This is a genomic window from Saccharibacillus sp. WB 17 (assembly GCF_008634075.2).
Lineage (GTDB): Bacteria > Bacillota > Bacilli > Paenibacillales > Paenibacillaceae > Saccharibacillus > Saccharibacillus brassicae.
Genome location: NZ_VPFK02000047.1, coordinates 171,701 through 188,407, shown reverse-complemented (window position 1 = coordinate 188,407; position 16,707 = coordinate 171,701). Strand labels below are relative to the sequence as shown.

Annotated in this window: 16 protein-coding genes; 13 read left to right on the top strand and 3 right to left on the bottom strand. The window is 57.8% G+C overall.

Translation table 11 applies throughout. The features are described from left to right. The first annotated feature begins 14 nt into the window (after positions 1-14). From FTE24_RS22715 to FTE24_RS22700, 4 genes are all read left to right on the top strand, one after another. The gene (locus FTE24_RS22715; protein ID WP_150228562.1) at positions 15-1,319 is read left to right on the top strand and encodes an ABC transporter substrate-binding protein; all 1,305 of its coding nucleotides are present in this window, start codon (positions 15-17) and stop codon (positions 1,317-1,319) included. Between the two features lie 78 nt (positions 1,320-1,397). Further along, positions 1,398-2,285, top strand: a complete 888-nt coding sequence (locus FTE24_RS22710) for a carbohydrate ABC transporter permease (RefSeq protein WP_237401895.1) — start codon at positions 1,398-1,400, stop codon at positions 2,283-2,285. Positions 2,286-2,310: 25 nt separating this feature from the next. Further along, entirely contained in the window at positions 2,311-3,156 is an 846-nt protein-coding gene (locus FTE24_RS22705) for a carbohydrate ABC transporter permease (protein ID WP_150228564.1), read from the top strand. Between the two features lie 16 nt (positions 3,157-3,172). Further along, positions 3,173-5,275 (top strand): glycoside hydrolase family 36 protein, encoded by a 2,103-nt coding sequence (locus FTE24_RS22700; protein WP_150228566.1) that lies wholly within the window; start codon positions 3,173-3,175, stop codon positions 5,273-5,275. Positions 5,276-5,336: 61 nt separating this feature from the next. Here FTE24_RS22700 and FTE24_RS22695 read toward each other — a convergent pair whose 3' ends face one another. After that, the gene (locus FTE24_RS22695) at positions 5,337-6,227 is read right to left on the bottom strand and encodes an AraC family transcriptional regulator (RefSeq protein ID WP_150228568.1); all 891 of its coding nucleotides are present in this window, start codon (positions 6,225-6,227) and stop codon (positions 5,337-5,339) included. Between the two features lie 135 nt (positions 6,228-6,362). On the opposite strand from FTE24_RS22695, the gene FTE24_RS22690 reads away from it, so the two are divergent. Then, positions 6,363-6,773 (top strand): response regulator transcription factor, encoded by a 411-nt coding sequence (locus FTE24_RS22690; RefSeq protein ID WP_150228569.1) that lies wholly within the window; start codon positions 6,363-6,365, stop codon positions 6,771-6,773. Between the two features lie 31 nt (positions 6,774-6,804). Here FTE24_RS22690 and FTE24_RS22685 read toward each other — a convergent pair whose 3' ends face one another. Beyond that, positions 6,805-8,172, bottom strand: a complete 1,368-nt coding sequence (locus tag FTE24_RS22685; protein WP_150228571.1) for a voltage-gated chloride channel family protein — start codon at positions 8,170-8,172, stop codon at positions 6,805-6,807. 163 nt (positions 8,173-8,335) lie between these two features. Here FTE24_RS22685 and FTE24_RS22680 point away from each other — a divergent pair, with 163 nt between their 5' ends. The 4 genes from FTE24_RS22680 (at position 8,336) to FTE24_RS22665 (ending at position 11,143) form a co-directional block, all read left to right on the top strand. Beyond that, positions 8,336-8,659: an ArsR/SmtB family transcription factor gene (locus FTE24_RS22680; RefSeq protein WP_150228573.1), complete on the top strand. Its 324-nt coding sequence runs from the start codon at positions 8,336-8,338 to the stop codon at positions 8,657-8,659. A gap of 147 nt (positions 8,660-8,806) precedes the next feature. Beyond that, a complete protein-coding gene (locus tag FTE24_RS22675; RefSeq protein ID WP_415663166.1) occupies positions 8,807-10,102 on the top strand; it encodes an arsenic transporter in 1,296 nt (431 codons plus the stop codon). Positions 10,103-10,175: 73 nt separating this feature from the next. Further along, positions 10,176-10,595 (top strand): arsenate reductase (thioredoxin), encoded by a 420-nt coding sequence (gene arsC / locus FTE24_RS22670; protein WP_150228575.1) that lies wholly within the window; start codon positions 10,176-10,178, stop codon positions 10,593-10,595. A 20-nt stretch (positions 10,596-10,615) separates the two neighbouring features. Then, complete coding sequence (locus tag FTE24_RS22665; protein ID WP_150228577.1) at positions 10,616-11,143, top strand: arsinothricin resistance N-acetyltransferase ArsN1 family A; 528 nt, start codon at positions 10,616-10,618, stop codon at positions 11,141-11,143. Positions 11,144-11,456: 313 nt separating this feature from the next. Here the strand turns inward: FTE24_RS22665 and FTE24_RS22660 are convergent, their stop codons facing one another. Further along, positions 11,457-12,917 carry a SulP family inorganic anion transporter gene (locus tag FTE24_RS22660; RefSeq protein ID WP_150228579.1) on the bottom strand — a complete coding sequence of 487 codons (1,461 nt, stop codon included), beginning with the start codon at positions 12,915-12,917 and terminating at the stop codon, positions 11,457-11,459. 125 nt (positions 12,918-13,042) lie between these two features. Between FTE24_RS22660 and FTE24_RS22655 the strand changes: the two genes are divergently transcribed. The 4 genes from FTE24_RS22655 to FTE24_RS22640 all read left to right on the top strand — a co-directional run bounded on the left by FTE24_RS22655 (position 13,043) and on the right by FTE24_RS22640 (position 16,698). Beyond that, positions 13,043-13,591, top strand: a complete 549-nt coding sequence (locus tag FTE24_RS22655; RefSeq protein ID WP_237401894.1) for a recombinase family protein — start codon at positions 13,043-13,045, stop codon at positions 13,589-13,591. Positions 13,592-13,679: 88 nt separating this feature from the next. Next, positions 13,680-15,167 (top strand): aminotransferase-like domain-containing protein, encoded by a 1,488-nt coding sequence (locus FTE24_RS22650; protein ID WP_150228582.1) that lies wholly within the window; start codon positions 13,680-13,682, stop codon positions 15,165-15,167. Position 15,168: 1 nt separating this feature from the next. After that, positions 15,169-16,164, top strand: a complete 996-nt coding sequence (locus FTE24_RS22645) for a hypothetical protein (RefSeq protein WP_150228584.1) — start codon at positions 15,169-15,171, stop codon at positions 16,162-16,164. A gap of 258 nt (positions 16,165-16,422) precedes the next feature. Continuing rightward, positions 16,423-16,698, top strand: coding sequence for an HPr family phosphocarrier protein (locus tag FTE24_RS22640; protein WP_150228586.1), 276 nt, complete (start codon positions 16,423-16,425; stop codon positions 16,696-16,698). Positions 16,699-16,707 lie beyond the last annotated feature (9 nt).

Sequence of the window (16,707 nt, the reverse complement as noted above, 5' to 3'; positions counted from 1 at the left end):
AGGGGGATCACGGGATGACAAGATCAAAAACATGGGGCGCGCTGCTGGCGGCGACCTTGGCGATCACGCTGCTGTCAGGCTGCGGAGGCGGCGGGTCCGCCGCTCCGGCGACGAACGGGGACGCACCGAAAGCAAGCGAAACGGTGACGCTCGACTTCTGGTCGGCGCTGGATCCCAGCACGGCCCAAGGCAAAGAAATTCAGGCGCAGGTCAAAACGTTCAACGAACAAAACAAAGACGTTCAGGTCAAGATGCAGGTTATCTCGTACGACGCCATGCACCAGAAGCTGATTGCCGCCGTGGCGGCGGGCGATGCGCCGGATCTCACCTGGGGCTTGAGCGAATGGTTTGGCGAACTCGATCAAATGGATGCGCTTCCGGATTTGACGTCGTACGTTGACCAATGGGCAGACAAGGACAAGCTCTATCCGAACGTGCTGAAAGGGCTTGAAATCGACGGAAAAATTAAGGCGCTTCCTAACTATATCGGTATTCGGGCCCTGCTGTACCACGAGAAGATGCTCAAGGAAGCAGGCTATGACGCTCCTCCGAAAACGTGGGACGAGCTGATCGAGATGGGACCGGCCATCAAAGCGAAATCGGGCAAAGACGCGTTCGGCATCGCCGGATCGGGCGTTCGCGCTCCGCAGGAACTGATGATGTATCTGGCGCAAAACGGCGTTACCCTGGCAGAAGACCAGGGAGGCGGCAAATACAAAAACACGTGGGAACAAAATCCCGAGCAGTTGAAAAAAGCGGCCGAAGTGTTCCAATTTTACAAAGACCTGAACGAGCAGGGCGTTATCAATGCCAATGCCAAAACATGGGGATGGGAAGAAGAAGACCAGGGCTTCGTGCTTTCCCAGTATGCGATGGTCGTCAACGGATCATGGATCGAAGGACGTACGTCCGAAAATCCGGAAGGCATGCAGGACGTCAAGATTGCCGCTCCTCCCTATAAGGAGACGCCGGCGACGTTTATGGAAATCGCGCCGCTGTACCTGTTCAATTCCGAGCACCTCGACAGCACCTGGAAATTCGCTTCGTTCCTGATGAGCAAAGACTACCAGTCCAAAGTCAATCCGTCTTCCGCTCCGCGCAGCGACGCGATCAGCGGCGCATGGGGCGAACAGTTCATGGCGCTGACTTCGCAGGGCGTCAATTTCCCTCCGGTATCGCTCGGCGGAATCACGCGGGCCATGGAAGATTCGTTGGCGCGTCTCATGCTCAAAGGCGACTCCACCGAAGCGACCGCCGTCTGGTTATCGCAATCCATCAACGAAGCTTTGAAAGCAAGCGGACAGCTTAGCGAGTCGTAACACGGCAAAACGGGCGAACGACGATCCAAATCGCCCGTTTTGTTTGTTCTTAATCCAATCGTAAAAGTGGTGAACACATTGACATTACGTGAGAAAAGATTGCGCCGGATCGCTTTATATTTTATCATTCCCGCCTCTTTGTTCTTCGTGGCGATGAACGCTTATCCGCTGCTCACCGTCATTCGGGACAGCTTTTATTTTAACAATATGCTCAATGCAAGCATGCAGGGATTCGCGGGCTTGCAAAACTATGCCTCCGTGCTCCAAAACGAAAACTTTCAAGCCGCGCTTCGCAACACCGTCGTGTGGACGCTGCTGTCGGTAGCCGGCGAGTACGTGCTCGGCCTGATCTCGGCGTTGGCCTTGAATCAAAATATTCGTTTCAGAGCCGTGTTCCGCGGCATCGTTATCATCCCCTGGGTCGTGCCGATCGTGGTTGCCGGCATGACATGGAGCTGGATGCTGGACCCGGACTTCGGCATCATCAACTATCTGCTCGTCAAAGTCGGCCTGCTGGAGCAATCGTATTACTGGCTCGGCGAGATGGATACGGCGCTGCTGACCGTCATCTTCGTCAATATTTGGCGCAGCTTCCCTTTCTTTACGATTAGCTTGCTTGCCGGCTTGCAGTCGGTATCGCGCGATACGCTGGAAGCGGCGGCAATCGACGGAGCGGGCGTGCGCAGACGCTTTTTCAGCATCGTGCTGCCGCAGCTCAAGACCGTATCGGTCACCATCGTGTTTATTCACCTGATCTGGACAGCGATCAACTTCGATTTCATCTGGGTCATGACCGAAGGCGGCCCGCTGTACGCGACGGAGACGCTTCCGATCCAGATTTACCGCTATGCCATGCAGGACTACAATTTCGGCCAGGCGTCCGCTTTGGCTTCCATGATGCTTGGATTTATGATGATCGTGTTCCTGATTAACTTCATGAATACTTCCCGCAAAACGAAACGCTGAACCGCAGGAAAGGAGAGGCCGCGCCATGTTGATGGGTAAGAGCAAAAAAATTTTTTTTCAAATCGTGACTTATGTCGTTCTGCTCGGGTTTGCTTTTTACAGCTTGTTTCCGTTTCTGTGGATGGTCTCCACTTCGTTCAAACCGGCGGCGGAGATCCGTTCGGTCACTCCAAGCTTTGTCGTCTCGCATCCGACGCTGGACCATTTCGTCAACGTGCTGACGCAGTCGAGCTTTTTGACTTTTTTCAAAAATAGCGTGTACGTGGCGGTCGCGGTGACGCTGCTGTCGCTATTGATTTCGGTGTTCGCCGGATACGCTCTGAGCCGGTTCACGCGGTTTCGTCTCGTCAAATCGTTCGGCGTGGCGATGCTGCTGTCGCAGATGATTCCGGGGGTGCTGCTGCTCATTCCGCTGTACCTGATCATGCAGCGCGTCGATTTGATCAACACGTATTCTTCGTTGATTCTGGCGTACACGACGTTTACGGTGCCGCTGTGCACGTTCATGCTGAAAGGGTTTTTCGATTCCGTACCGCTGGAAATGGAAGAATCGGCCGAACTGGACGGCTGCTCGCGGGTCGGCCTCATCTTCCGGATCTTGCTGCCGGTCTCGCTGCCGAGTCTGGTAGCGGCCGCGATGTTCGCTTTTCTCAATGCGTGGAACGAATTCATGTTCGGCTTCGTGTTCATCAACGACGAAGCGCATCGGACGCTGACGCCCGGAATCAACTTGTTCAAAGGGCTGTACCAGACCGATTGGGGCAGCCTGATGGCGTCGTCGGTGCTGAGCGTCATTCCGGTCGTGCTCATGTTCTTGTTTATGCAGCGGTTCCTCGTGGAAGGAATGACGGCCGGTTCGGTCAAAGGCTGATCTCAAGGAGGCACACATGACAACGCAATCTTCATGGATCGAAATCGAAGAAAACGGACTGCACGTGCTGTTGGAAGTGACGGAGAGCGGGGACGTGCGCCTGCTGCATATGGGGCTCGACCGTGCCGAAGCAGCCCAATCGTGGCCCGAGAAGAAACGGTCCAAGTTCAGGCTGACGGAAATTCAGGCGAGCGGAGAAAATCACGACGATCATCACGGGTCGAAGCATACCGGCACGCTGCCCGCCAAACGGCTGACGTTCGGCCGGTTGGCCGATCGGCGGCATGCGCAGGGACGGCGGTTGACCGTGGAGCTGTCCGATCCGCTCACGCGGCTCGAAGTCCGCTGCCATCTTCAATTTTTCGACGGCCTGCCCGCGGTTCGCTGCTGGACCGAAGTGTTCAACGCAAGCGATACGGAGATCGGGCTGGAATATGTGTCTTCGTTTGCCTGCACGGGAGTGTTGGACGACGATTCGGGCCGGCGCGACGAGAAGTTCCGGCTGTCGATTCCGCACAATACGTGGTACGGCGAAGCCCAGTGGAAGCACGATACGCTCGGGGAACTCGGGCTGCATCATGTCAACGAATTTTCGATGAAAAGAATCGCCATACAGTCCACAGGCACATGGTCGACTTCGCAGTATTTGCCGATGGCTTATTTGGAAAATACGGTAACGGGGCGCGGTATGGTCTGGCAGATCGAACATCAAGGGTCGTGGCAGTGGGAGCTGAGCGATATCGCCGACGTGCTCTACGTGCAAGCGGGCGGTCCGACCGAGCAGGAGCATCAATGGTGGAAAAACCTCAAGCCCGGCGAACATTTCGTCACCGTGCCGGTCAGCGTCGCTTTCGTGAGCGGCGGACTGGAATCGGCGCTCGGCGTCATGACAGACTACCGGCGCCGGATTCGACGACCGAACGAAGACAACGAACAGCTGCCGGTCATTTTCAACGATTACATGAACTGCCTGTTCGGCGAACCGACGACCGAAGCGCTGATTCCGCTGATCGACGCGGCGGCCAAAGCGGGCTGCGAATATTACTGCATCGACTGCGGCTGGTATTCGGACGGGTATTGGTGGGACGGGGTCGGCGAATGGCTGCCTTCTCCGGCCCGGTTCCCCGGCGGCATCGAAGAAGTGTTGAACCATATTCGTTCCCGCGGCATGGTGCCCGGGTTATGGCTCGAACTCGAAGTGATGGGCACGGCATGTATGCTCGCGGATCAAGTACCGCAGGAATGGTTCTTCGTTCGCCACGGCAAACGGGTCATCGACCATTCGCGTTACCAGCTCGATTTCCGCCATCCCGGCGTCATCGAGCATGCCGATCGGGTCGTCCAACGGCTGGTCGAAGATTACGGCGTCGGCTATATCAAAATGGACTACAATATCAACGCCGGAGTCGGCACCGAATGGCAGGCGGACAGTTTCGGCGACGGGCTGCTCCAGCATAACGCCGCTTACCTCAAATGGCTGGACCGCGTCTTCGTCACGTACCCGGACCTCGTGATCGAGAACTGCGGCAGCGGCGGGCTGCGTATGGATTACGCGCTGCTCAGCCGACACAGTATTCAATCGACCAGCGACCAGACCGATTATTTGAAAAACGCGGTCATCGCCGCCGCGTCCGCTTCGGCCGTCACGCCCGAGCAGGCCGCGGTATGGTCGTATCCGCTTCGAACCGGCAGCCGCGAAGAAGTGGTCATGAATATGGTGAATACGCTGCTGCTTCGTATTCATCAAAGCGGCCATCTGGCGGAAATTTCGGACGACCGCTTCGAACTGATCCGCGAAGCGATCGCGTATTACAAAACGATCCGGCAAGATCTCAAACGGTGCCGTCCGTTCTGGCCGCTGGGTCTGCCGACGTTCGGCGACGGCTGGATGGCTTTCGGCATGCAGGGCGCCGAACGTACATATCTGGCCGTGTGGCGAATGGGCGGAGCCGAGAGCATCGGCATTCCGCTGGAACACTTCGGCGACAACGAGGTGAAGTTCCGGCAGGCGTATCCGAACGAGGCGGACAGCGCGGTAGAGTGGGACGCGGCCCTTCGGGAGCTGCGTGTCACGCTGACTCATCCGGTCTCGGCCCGGTTATACGAACTGGATCTCTAAATAGGCAGCCCAAAAAGAAGCCTCATCCCTATGCAGGCTTCTTTTTGGGCTGCCACGCTCGTCAGGCCGGCAACGCCGGCGCCTGCTTGCGGTAATCCTGCGGCGTCTGCCCGATCTGTTTGCGGAACACGTGCGAGAAATAGCTGGAAGTCTGGAAGCCGCACGCCAGCGAGATTTCGGAGACGGGCCGGCTTGTCTCCTTGAGCATCTCGCAGCTTTTCCGGATGCGGTACCGGGTCAAGTAATGGTTCGGCGTCAGATGGACATGCCGTTTGAACAGCTCGCAGCAGCGGCTGCGGCATACGGAACCGGCGGCCGCGATCTCGTCGATCGTAAGCTTGGATTCGTAGCGCTGGTGGATATAATCGGTCATGCGATGAATGATCGCCAACTGGTCGGCTTCGACCGGTTCGACAGAGTTTTCCCGAATCCGATCGGCTGTGCAGGCGCACAGGGAGACGGCCTGCGCCAGCAGATGCAGCAGATTGTCCGGAGCGCCAAGCATCGACTCGTGCATGCCGCCGAGCAGGTTCAGCACGTTCTGCTGCCAAGGCACGCCCGAAGAGAGGAACAGGAAATCTTCCGCCGTATGGCCGAATTTTTGGTCGAGATAGACTTTGCCCGCGAACGTGTTCTCGCCGAGCAGCATCGGATGGACGGTCACGACGATGTACACGCAGTGTTCGCTGCCGGTCGAAGATCCGCGGTGCAGGCGTTTGCTGTTGACGAAGATGCCGTCTCCGCGGCCCAGATGGATCTTCTGCCCATTCACGACATAGTCCATCGATCCTTCGAGAATCCACACGAATTCCAGATCCGCATGCCAATGGTAAGCGAAAGCGTTCGTATCGAAAAAGCGCAGCGAGCCCCGATAGACGCAGATCGGAAAATCGGGCACATTGTATTTCAGCCGTTCGGACAAATCGGAAAACAGCTCAAGGGCTCCATACATAAGGTCACTCTCCAAACTTTATACGATATTGATAGTATCATACCCGATTTTCGGAGCAAAAGAGAGCGTAATCTTATACAATTTTGATACCTTACATTTTAGAACTGCCCATATCCCCTTAGGAGTGTGACCGAGATGAACGTTCTGATCATCGCCGACGATCCTTATGTCAACGGGGCCATCGAAAAAGGAGTCCATCAATTCGATGCGGCGTGTACCATTTTTGAAGTGTCTTCGCCGCAGGAAGCGTTGAATCTGATGCGTGCGGTGCCGATACATATCGTCTTTTCGGAAATCGACATGCGCGAAATGAACGGTTTGACGTTTATCGAGCGGCACGGCAATTTTTCTTCGAAAGCGAGCTGGGTCGTCATATCGGCCTGCAAAAATTTTCGCGATATTCAAAAAGCGATTCGACTCGGCGCGGAAGACTATCTGCTCAAGCCGCTCGACGAGTCGGGCATTTACGATTTGCTCAAACACCGGTTGATCCACAAAGCAAATGCGTATGCGCACAGCGTCCATCCTTGCGCGTCTTGTACGTAGGCGCAAGGAATGGCCGGCGCCGTGGTCCGTTCTAGCGCTTCGCCGGCCGGGACGGTGTTTCTTCTTCTTCTTTGGCCGCCTCCTGGCGGTCTTTTTGCCGACTGCTCCGCGCGGATTCCAACGTCGTGCCCGGCGGAAAAGACAGGCCGCGGAACTTGGACACGCCGATACGCTGCGAAGGATAGATGCCGCCGTGTCCGGAAAAGGCGTAGCTGACGATGCAGGCGACAAACAGATAGATCGCCGCGTCTGCGCCGAACAGTTCGATGCCCATCAAGAAGCAGGCGATCGGCGTGTTCGTCGCTCCGCAGAAGACGGCGATAAAGCCGAGCGCCGCGAGAAACGGCGCATAGAGCTGAAGCAGTCCCGCCAGCGTATGCCCGAGCGTCGCGCCGATCGCGAACAAGGGCGTCACTTCGCCTCCCTGGAAGCCGGCGCCGAGACTGAGTGCCGTGAACACGAATTTGCCGAGAAAAGCAAGCGGGGACACGTCGCCGTGATCGGCAAGCGAAGCCTGGATCAGCGGCAGGCCCAGTCCCAGATACTCGCGCGTGCCGAGCGCGTAGACGAGCCCGATCACGACCGTCCCGCCGACGGCGCTGCGCAGAACGGGGTTCTTCAGCAGGCGGGCAAAGCCTCGCTTGAGCGCATGCGTGACTTCGCCGAACGCCCGGCCAATCAGGCCGAATACGATAGACGCCGCGACGACTTTTAGCAGTACGGAAGCGGACAGGGCGGGCACGGCGCCAAGCGAATAATGCGCATGCGTGACGCCCCACAGCGAGACGGTGACCAGATGGCCGGCGAAGCTGGCGACAAAAGCCGGCACGAGCGCTTCGTGGCGGATCAGTCCGATCGCAAGCACCTCCAGCCCAAACAGCGTCCCGGCCAGCGGCGTGCCGAAGATCGAACCGAAGCCGCCGCTGATTCCGCAGATCAGCAGGAGGGTGCGGTCGGCGGGGCCGACCCGGAACAGCCGGCCGACCGCTTCGGCCAGGCTGCCGCCCATCTGCACCGCCGTTCCTTCCCGGCCGACGGACGCGCCGAGAAGATGCGAGAGCAGCGTGCCGAACAAGACGAGCGGCGCCATGCGCAGCGGAATCGGATCGGGTCCGTTATCGTGGATACGATCCAGAATCAGGTTGTTGCCTCTGCCGCTGTCGCGGCCGTATTTCAGGTAGAGCCAGCTGACCAGCGCGCCGCCCGCAGGCAGCAGGAACAGCAGCCACGGATGGCCGAGCCGCAGTTCGGTCACCCAATCGAGGCTGGCGAGGAAAAAGGCGGACGCGCTGCCCGTCAACAGCCCGACCGCGCTGCCCAGCACGATCCATTTCAATAAATCGGCCAGGCTGACGCCGAATCCGGTTCGGTTCGTACATTTTTTTTGCCGGGAATTCATATGTGCTGCGTCCTTTCGTCTCGATCTTGTACCGCGTTAGTGTACGGCGGAGGGGGGAGGCTGTCAATGACGCCAAGCCTGGAACTCGCCAAAGCCGGCCGGTTCGGGTAAAATGGCGGTAGAGAAACGCAAACGGCAAGCGACGGCGAAAGGAAGGATCGACATGTGGGTAGAAGAGATGGCGGAGAAATTGAAAGTGATGGGAGACAAGACCCGGCTGACTATTCTGATCCTGCTCCAGGAGCGGGAATGGTGCGTCTGCGACCTGGTCGACGTGCTGGAGATGAGCCAGCCCGCTGTCAGCCAGCATATGCGCAAGCTCAAGCTGCACGGCCTGGTGAGCGAAGCGCGGCGCGGGCAGTGGGTGCATTATTCGTTGAATGTGGCCGACAAGCCGTACGTGCAGAGCGTGCTGGATCAGGTGCCGGATACGGCCGAACTGCTGGCTGCTTTGCAAAAAGATCCATTGAAGTCGTGCTGCGACTAACAGGGGCATCCTCGATAAGGGAATGCCTGCTCGGTCATTCTTTGTTGCGTATATAAGCATATGCTTATATACTAATGTCGCACCACTTGAATAGACTGAAGCAAACAGGACTGCGCCTTTTTGGGCGGATAACGGAGGGGAACCGATTTGTTTTTGACGATTGCGGCGAGTCTGATTTTTCTGGTGACGTTAACGCTGGTGATCTGGCAGCCAAAAGGGCTGTCGATCGGGTGGCCGGCCTGCGGCGGAGCGCTTGCAGCCTTGCTGCTCGGCGTTGTTGATTTTCAGGATGTCCGGGACGTTACCCAGATCGTCTGGAACGCGACGCTAGCCTTTGTGGCGATTATTCTGATCTCCCTGATTCTCGACCGCATCGGATTTTTCGAATGGGCTGCGCTTCATATGGCGCGCGCCGCAGGCGGTAACGGGCTCCGAATGTTTATCTATATCAGCGTACTCGGTGCGCTGGTCGCCGCATTCTTCGCCAACGACGGTGCCGCGTTGATCTTGACCCCAATCGTACTCGCGATGGTAAGAGCGTTAAATCTGAACGAGAAGCAGATCTTCCCGTTTATTATCGCCAGCGGATTTATCGCCGATACGACGTCGCTTCCGCTCGTGGTCAGCAACCTGGTGAATATCGTTTCGGCCGACTACTTTGGGATTACATTTCTGGAGTACGCGCAGCATATGGTCGTGCCGAACTTCTTCGCTTTGGCGGCCAGTATCCTTGTGTTGTATCTGTTTTTCCGTAAAAGCATTCCAAGAACGTTCGATGCGAAGCAGCTCAAACGTCCGAGTGAAGCGGTTCTCGATCCGAGAATGTTCAAGTGGTCGTGGCTGGTACTTGCTCTTCTGCTGATCGGCTACTTCGTCTGCGAGTTTTTCGAAATTCCGGTCTCGGTCGTGGCAGGCATCATTGCGTTTTTTTTCCTGCTGCTGGCTATGAAAAGTCCGGTCGTGCCGGTTCCGCAGGTGGTCAAAGGCGCGCCGTGGTCAATCGTCTTTTTCTCCATCGGGATGTACGTGGTCGTCTACGGACTGCGTAACGCCGGACTTACGGATACGCTCGCCGGAGTCATTCAGGTGCTGGCCGACGAAGGGCTGTTTATCGCCACGATCGGGATGGGCTTCCTGGCCGCCGTATTGTCTTCCGTCATGAACAATATGCCGACGGTGCTGATCGATGCGCTGGCGATCGACGCCACGACGACTTCGGATCGTATCCGGGAAGCGCTGATCTACGCCAACGTCATCGGAGCCGATCTGGGTCCTAAGATTACGCCGATCGGGTCGCTCGCGACGCTGCTGTGGCTGCATGTACTGAGTACCAAAGGGATCAAAATTCCGTGGGGCGTGTACTTTAAGACCGGTATCATCCTTACGGTACCGACGCTGTTTATTACGCTGGTCGGTCTGTATTTGTGGCTGTTGGTCGTATAATCGCAGGTAGCTAATCGGCGTGGCATTCTAACAATCAGATCCGGCATGGACCGGAAAAAGGAGAGACTTACTCATGACTCAAAAAACACTTTATTTTCTCTGTACCGGCAATTCTTGCAGAAGTCAGATGGCAGAAGCTTGGGGCAAAAAATACCTGGGCGAAGAATGGAACGTACTCAGCGCGGGTATTGAAGCCCACGGCCTGAACCCGAACGCGGTCAAAGCGATGAGCGAAGTGGGTCTTGATATTTCCGATCAGAAGTCCGACGTGATCGATCCGCAAATTTTGAACAACGCCGATTTTATCGTCACGCTGTGCGGAGATGCTGCCGACAAATGTCCGATTACGCCGCCTCATATCCGCCGCGAACATTGGGGGTTCGATGATCCGGCCAAAGCGCAAGGTACCGACGAAGAGAAATGGGCCGTTTTCCAACACGTCCGCGACCAGATCGGCGAGCGGATTCATACTTTTGCCCGCACCGGGCAGTAAAAGAAAGGGGAAAACGGCTTATGACTTCTTCTTCCGCTTGGCCAGCCGCGATTCGTCTCGTTCGGCCAGAAGACCTGCAAGGCGTGCTGCGCATCTATAATGAAGGCATCGAAGATCGGCTCGCGACGCTGGAGACGGAGCCCAAAGATTTTGCGTATATCGAAGAATGGTTTGCGGCGCATCAGAAGCGGTACAAAGCGCTCGCGGCCGAGCGCTCCGGGGAAGTGGTCGGCTGGGCGGCGCTCAATCCGTATTCGCCGCGCAGCGCCTACGACGGCGTAGCCGATCTGTCGATCTATATCGGGCGCGCGCATCGGGGAACCGGCGTCGGCACGCAGCTGCTTGCCGCTGTGGAACAACAGGCGCGCCGGGAATCTTTCCGCAAAATCGTGCTGGCGACGTTCCCGTTCAATACGGCCGGCCAGCGGCTGTACCGCAAATCGGGCTATCGGACCGTTGGGACGTTCGAGAAGCAGGGCATTCTGGACGGCCGGGAGATCGACGTGACGATTATGGAAAAGCTGCTGGGATCAAGCGGGAATGCGTGATGCTGATCAGTCTAAGTCTGTTTCTTGTTCCGTTTTGATGTAAGAACAGGTCCTGTCCATAAAAGGGCTACGGCTACAAGACCACTCAAAAGCATCATCCAACTTGCACTTCCTCTTGAGCTAAAAAAGTACATGATCAGAATAAAAAGAGTGAACAAGCTTAAAAGGATAGACAGGGTTCTCAAACTTGGAAGTCTTTTTAAAAACAAATAATTGATACCTACGAATAAAATCAAACTCCCTACAGCTAGAAAAACAAGATGAATCATCGAGAAATTATTCAATTCTTTTCCCTCCATTCATGTTCATGCGATCAATGCGACTTCAACGAGGCCGTGGCGTCCCGATAGACGGCCAGCCTGCGCAGTATCTTCTCACTGGACGGGTTCAGGCCCCAGACTTCGACCGCATGGCCGCACGCCCGATAGCGGATCATGACTTTGTCGAGCGCGCCTACGCCGGAATCGTCCCAGATCTGGGCTTCCGAGAAGTCCAGCACGATCTGTGTGTCCGCAAGTTCGAAATCGAAAGCGTCGACGAAAGAGGCCGCGGAAGCGAAAAACAGCTGGCCTCGGACGGCGTACACGGTCGTGCCGCCGGATACGTGCTGCGCGACCTGAATACGGGAGATTTGGGCCGCGAACAAGATCGCGCTGAGCAGGACGCCCGCCAGCACGCCGAGTGCCAGATTGTCGGTCAGCACGACGATCGTCACCGTGACGAGCATGACCGAGACGTCGCTTTTCGGAGCTTTGCGCATATACGAGAACGAGCCCCAGTCGAACGTGCCGATCGACACCATGATCATGATTCCGGCGAGCACGGGCATCGGGATGCGTACGACGACTCCGCCGAGGACGAGAATCAGGAACATGAGGAACACGCCGGCCACGAGCGTGGACAACCGGCCGCGTCCGCCCGACTTGACGTTGATGACGGATTGTCCGATCATCGCGCAGCCGGCCATGCCGCCGAAAAATCCGGTAACGAAGTTGGCGATGCCCTGTCCGCGGGCTTCTTTGTTTTTGCTGCTGCCCGTTCCGGTCATGTCGTCCACGATCGAAGCGGTCAGCAGCGACTCGACCAGGCCGACGATCGCAAGCGAGACCGAGACCGGCAGGATGATCATCAGCGTCACCAGATTAAACGGAACGTCCGGAATGAGAAACGAAGGAAGCGACTGCGTGATCAGACCGAGATCGCCGACCGTGCCGATCTGCGCATGACCGAAGATCGCGACCGCGGTCAGCAAGGCGATAGCGACGAGCGGCGAAGGCACGGCTTTGAAAAAACGCGGCAGTCCGTATACGATAAGAAGGGTGACCGCGACGAATACATAGGTTAAGGTAGAGATACCGAAGAAATGCGGAACCTGCGCCATGAAGATCAGGATGGCCAACGCGTTGACGAAGCCGATCATGACGGCTCTGGGGATAAATTTCATCAGCCTGGCGATCTTCAGTACCCCAAGCAGGTACTGGATAACGCCGGTCAGCAGCGTAGCGGCCAGCAGGTACTGCACGCCGTGGTCGCGAACGAGCGGAACCATGAGCAGCGCCATCGCGCCGGTAGCGGCGGAGATCATACCCGGTCTTCCGCCGATGAAGGCGGTAATAACCGCGATGCAGAACGAGGCGTACAGCCCGACCATCGGATCGACTCCGGCGATGATCGAGAACGCGATCGCTTCGGGAATCAGAGCCAGCGCGACGACGATGCCCGCCAGCACGTCGCCTCTGACATTGGAAAACCATTCGGTTTTGAGTGTAGACATGGGATTGAGGCCCTCCTTTTTGCCTTGATCGTAGCATGGAATGTCCCAAAATGGAACCTTTTTGGTTCTTGTTTGAGTGCATTTATTTTTTGGGTATGGAATTTCGGATAGGGAGCAAGGAGAGAATGAGAATGAAAACAGGCTATATCCGACCTTATTCGGACGACGAATCGGGTACGCGTCAGCGCGAGCTTCTGGACTCCGAAGGCTGCGATATTATAGTGGCGGAAGAACATGCTTCGGCCAAGCGCAGGATCGAATTGGACAAGGTGCTGGACGGTTTGCGCGAAGAAGACGTGCTCGTCGTGGCCCGGCTGTTCGCGCTTGCGGACTCTACCCGGCATCTGGTCGAAGTGCTGGATGCGCTGAATGACAAAAAAGCCCGGTTGGTCGCGCTGCACGAACGGATCGATACGCGCGAGGCGGCCGGCGAGGCGTTTCGCGCCCATGCGCACGCGCTGCTGGAGCTGCAAACGGACGTGGTCAGCGAACATACGAAGCGGGGCATGTACGAAGCGAAGCAAAAAGGCATCAAATCGGGCCGGCCGCGCAAACTGGACGACAATGTGAGAAAAGCGATCCAGATGTACGAAAGCCGGCAGCATACTCTGGCGCAGATCAAGGAAGAGACCGGCATCAGCAAGTCGACGCTGTACCGTTACCTGGAAAATTGAACGTCCACCTTCGCCGCAAACGTCGGGTTTCGCGGTTCTTTTCTTTGCGCGCCATCTATGGAATGATAGAAGGCGAGGAGTTGAGCGAATGTTTAACGATTTCAGAACGGACGGCGACAGCCCCGCTTATATGCAGTTAAAAGGATATATCGAAACGCTGATCGCGCAAGGCTTGATGCCGCTGCATCACAAGCTGCCTTCCACGCGCGAATTGGCCGGCCAGCTTGGCGTCAGCCGCACGACGGTCATCAGCGCGTACGAAGCGTTGGAGCGCACCGGCTGGATCGAAGCGGTTAAGGGACGAGGCAACTTTGTCTCGCGCGCCGCGCTGCATCCGGCCGAGCCGCCGGGCTTGATCCGCTGGCGCGACCGGCTCAGCCCGCAAGCTTTTTTGTCGGAAGAAATGGACTTGATGAAGCACGGCATCCGCTGGGAAAAAGGGATGATCGCGTTCACGAGCATCGCGCCCGACGAGCGTCTGTTCGACGTAAACGGGTTCAAGCGCGCTTTTCTCGACCGGATGGCGCTCGAAGGGGATGTGCTGCTGAATTACGGCTATGCGCAGGGGTATCGGCCGCTGATTCAATATTTGACGGCTTATATGGGCAGCAAAGGGGTCGAGACCGAAGGCAAAGACCTTTTAATCACGAACGGATTCACCGAAGGATTCGACCTGATGCTGACCGCGATCGGCCGGCGCAGCGGGCGAATCCTGTGCGAGAATCCGACGCACCAGACGGCGATCAAGCTGATGAAGCTGCACGGCTTCGAGCCGGTCGGCGTAACGCTCGAGCCGGACGGAATGGACATGGACGAGCTGGAACGGACGCTCGGCGAAGGCGGCTTCGATCTCGCCTATCTCACGCCGTCCTACCACAATCCGACCGGAATCGTCACTTCGCCGGAGAAACGGATGGAACTGCTGCGCCTGCTCGGCGAGCACGAAGTGCCGATCGTCGAAGACGGGTTCAACGAGGAACTGCGCTACTCCGGCGCGCATGCCGCTCCGCTGATCGCCTGCGCGGGCGTCGGCAATTCCGTCGCGTATATCGGGAGCTTCTCCAAGATTCTGTTCCCCGGCATTCGGGTCGGCTGGATCGTGGCGGACCGCGAGCTGATCGGCTATCTGGAAAGCCTCAAGCGAGCCCGGACCATTCATACGTCGACGCTCGACCAGGCGCTGTTGTTCCAATATTTGCACAACGGCAATTTCGAACGGTACCTGAAGCGGGCACGCACCGAATACAAGCGCAAATACGAGTTGGCCGTGCAGGGCTGCCGGGAGCATATTCCGATGAAAAGCATGAGCGGCGAAGGCGGCCTGCATGTGTTCGTCGAACTCGACGAACGGCTGAATGCCCGCGAAGTGCTGGCGGCCTGCCAGGTTCGCGGCGTGGTGTTTACGCCCGGCGATATTTTTTTTACCGACGGCAAAGGGCACAATACGATGCGGATCGGCTTTTCGCGCGTGCCGGAAGAACGGATCGGGGAAGGGCTTCGAACGATCGGAGACGTGGTAAAAGAACAGATGGAGCGATGGAGCCGCGAAGCAAAGCGCGGGGAAGGAGGAGTATGAGATGAAGAAACAGGCCAACGTGGCGGCATCGAACAGACATTCACAGGCGCAGGTCGCGCCGCCGGCCGCAGCAGATGCCGCCCTGCGTCTGCGGGCGTTGAAGCCGTGGGCGGCCGGCGCCGCGCTGTGTACGGTGCTGCTGCTCGGAGGCTGTATCCGGTTCGGGCCGCAGGCGGACGAAATGGAGCAAACGGCCAGCCGGCAGGCGGAGCAGCAGGCGCAGGAGGAATCGGCAGCCGTGGGCGAAGACGAACAAGCGGCCGGTGCAGGCGAGGCCGGGTCGGAGTCTTCGGCGGAAGACGCCGAGCAGAGCCCATCTTCCGATCCAGCTTCCGAAGAAATGTCCAATGAAGTTTCCGACGAAACTTCCGGGCAGGCCGACGGTACCGAGCCCAGCGCCGCCGGCAGCGGCGAAGCGGCGGAAACGGACGGGGAATCGTCCGATGACGCTTCGCCGGGCGATTCGAATAACGGCGCGGACGCCGATCCGATCGAAGTGAGCATCACGCGGACCGACTCGGAGCGGACGGTGCGCTTCGACCTGCTGCGGCTGCCGTCCGGCTATTCGCTCTCCAGCCTGACGTGGGAGCCGGATGCCGAAGGCGATGCAGCCGGCACCGGGCCTGTCGTCTCCGGCGTGCCGGCCGCGGGCGGACTGTCCGGCGGATCGGCCGCGTCGCAGGGCGAAGCGGGCGCGGCAGGGACCGCGTCGGGTTCGACTTCCGGCAGCGAGGCTGCCCCGGCGGTCGACACGGACCGCGTCACGTCGACTTATCACGATGCGGTTCTGGCCGGCGAATCGGGCACGAACGGATTTTTCGTCGATATGGACGGACAGCGCATCGGGTATCGCTACGGGGAAGAACAGACGGGCCGCACCGGAGCGGTCCGGCTTGATTTTCGCGACGGCGAAGGAGGCTCGACCAGCTGGGAATCGAGAGTGACGCTCGGCCTGGCGAGCACGCAAAATCCGGCCGGGGCGGAAGCCGCAGAGTAAGGACGACGCAGTCGGAAGCCCACCGCTTCCGGCTGCGTTTTCGTCGTTTCAAGCCGCGTCAAAGTGGATAAAGATTCAGTACGAGCCGGCATTGATGGCTCTTGCGCACGCCAGGCGGGAAACGGCCGCCAACCGTTCACGATTCGGTAAGCCAAACCGATATAAATAGATGGGGTACCGCTTACCGCCAAAGAAGATGTAGGCATCCCAATAAATGGAAGCGGTATCAAGCGATTACACAAAAGAGGAGAGTCACCTATGAGAGTACATGAATTCAAGATCGAGGGCGACTTCGATCGTGACGAACTGCTCCGAATTTCATCGCAGGCTTCGCAGTTCGCTTCGGACATCAAGCTCGCGTTCGGAGACGAGAACAACCAGCGGATCGTGGACGTGAAAAGTCTGCTCGGCATGATGCTGCTGCCGATCCATGACGGCAGTATGGTCCGAATCAGCGCGCGCGGCAAAGACGAACTTGAAGCGCTCGAATATATGTGCGGCCTGTTCCAGCACCACGGCTGCGCTCCCCATTAGGCGCAGGCC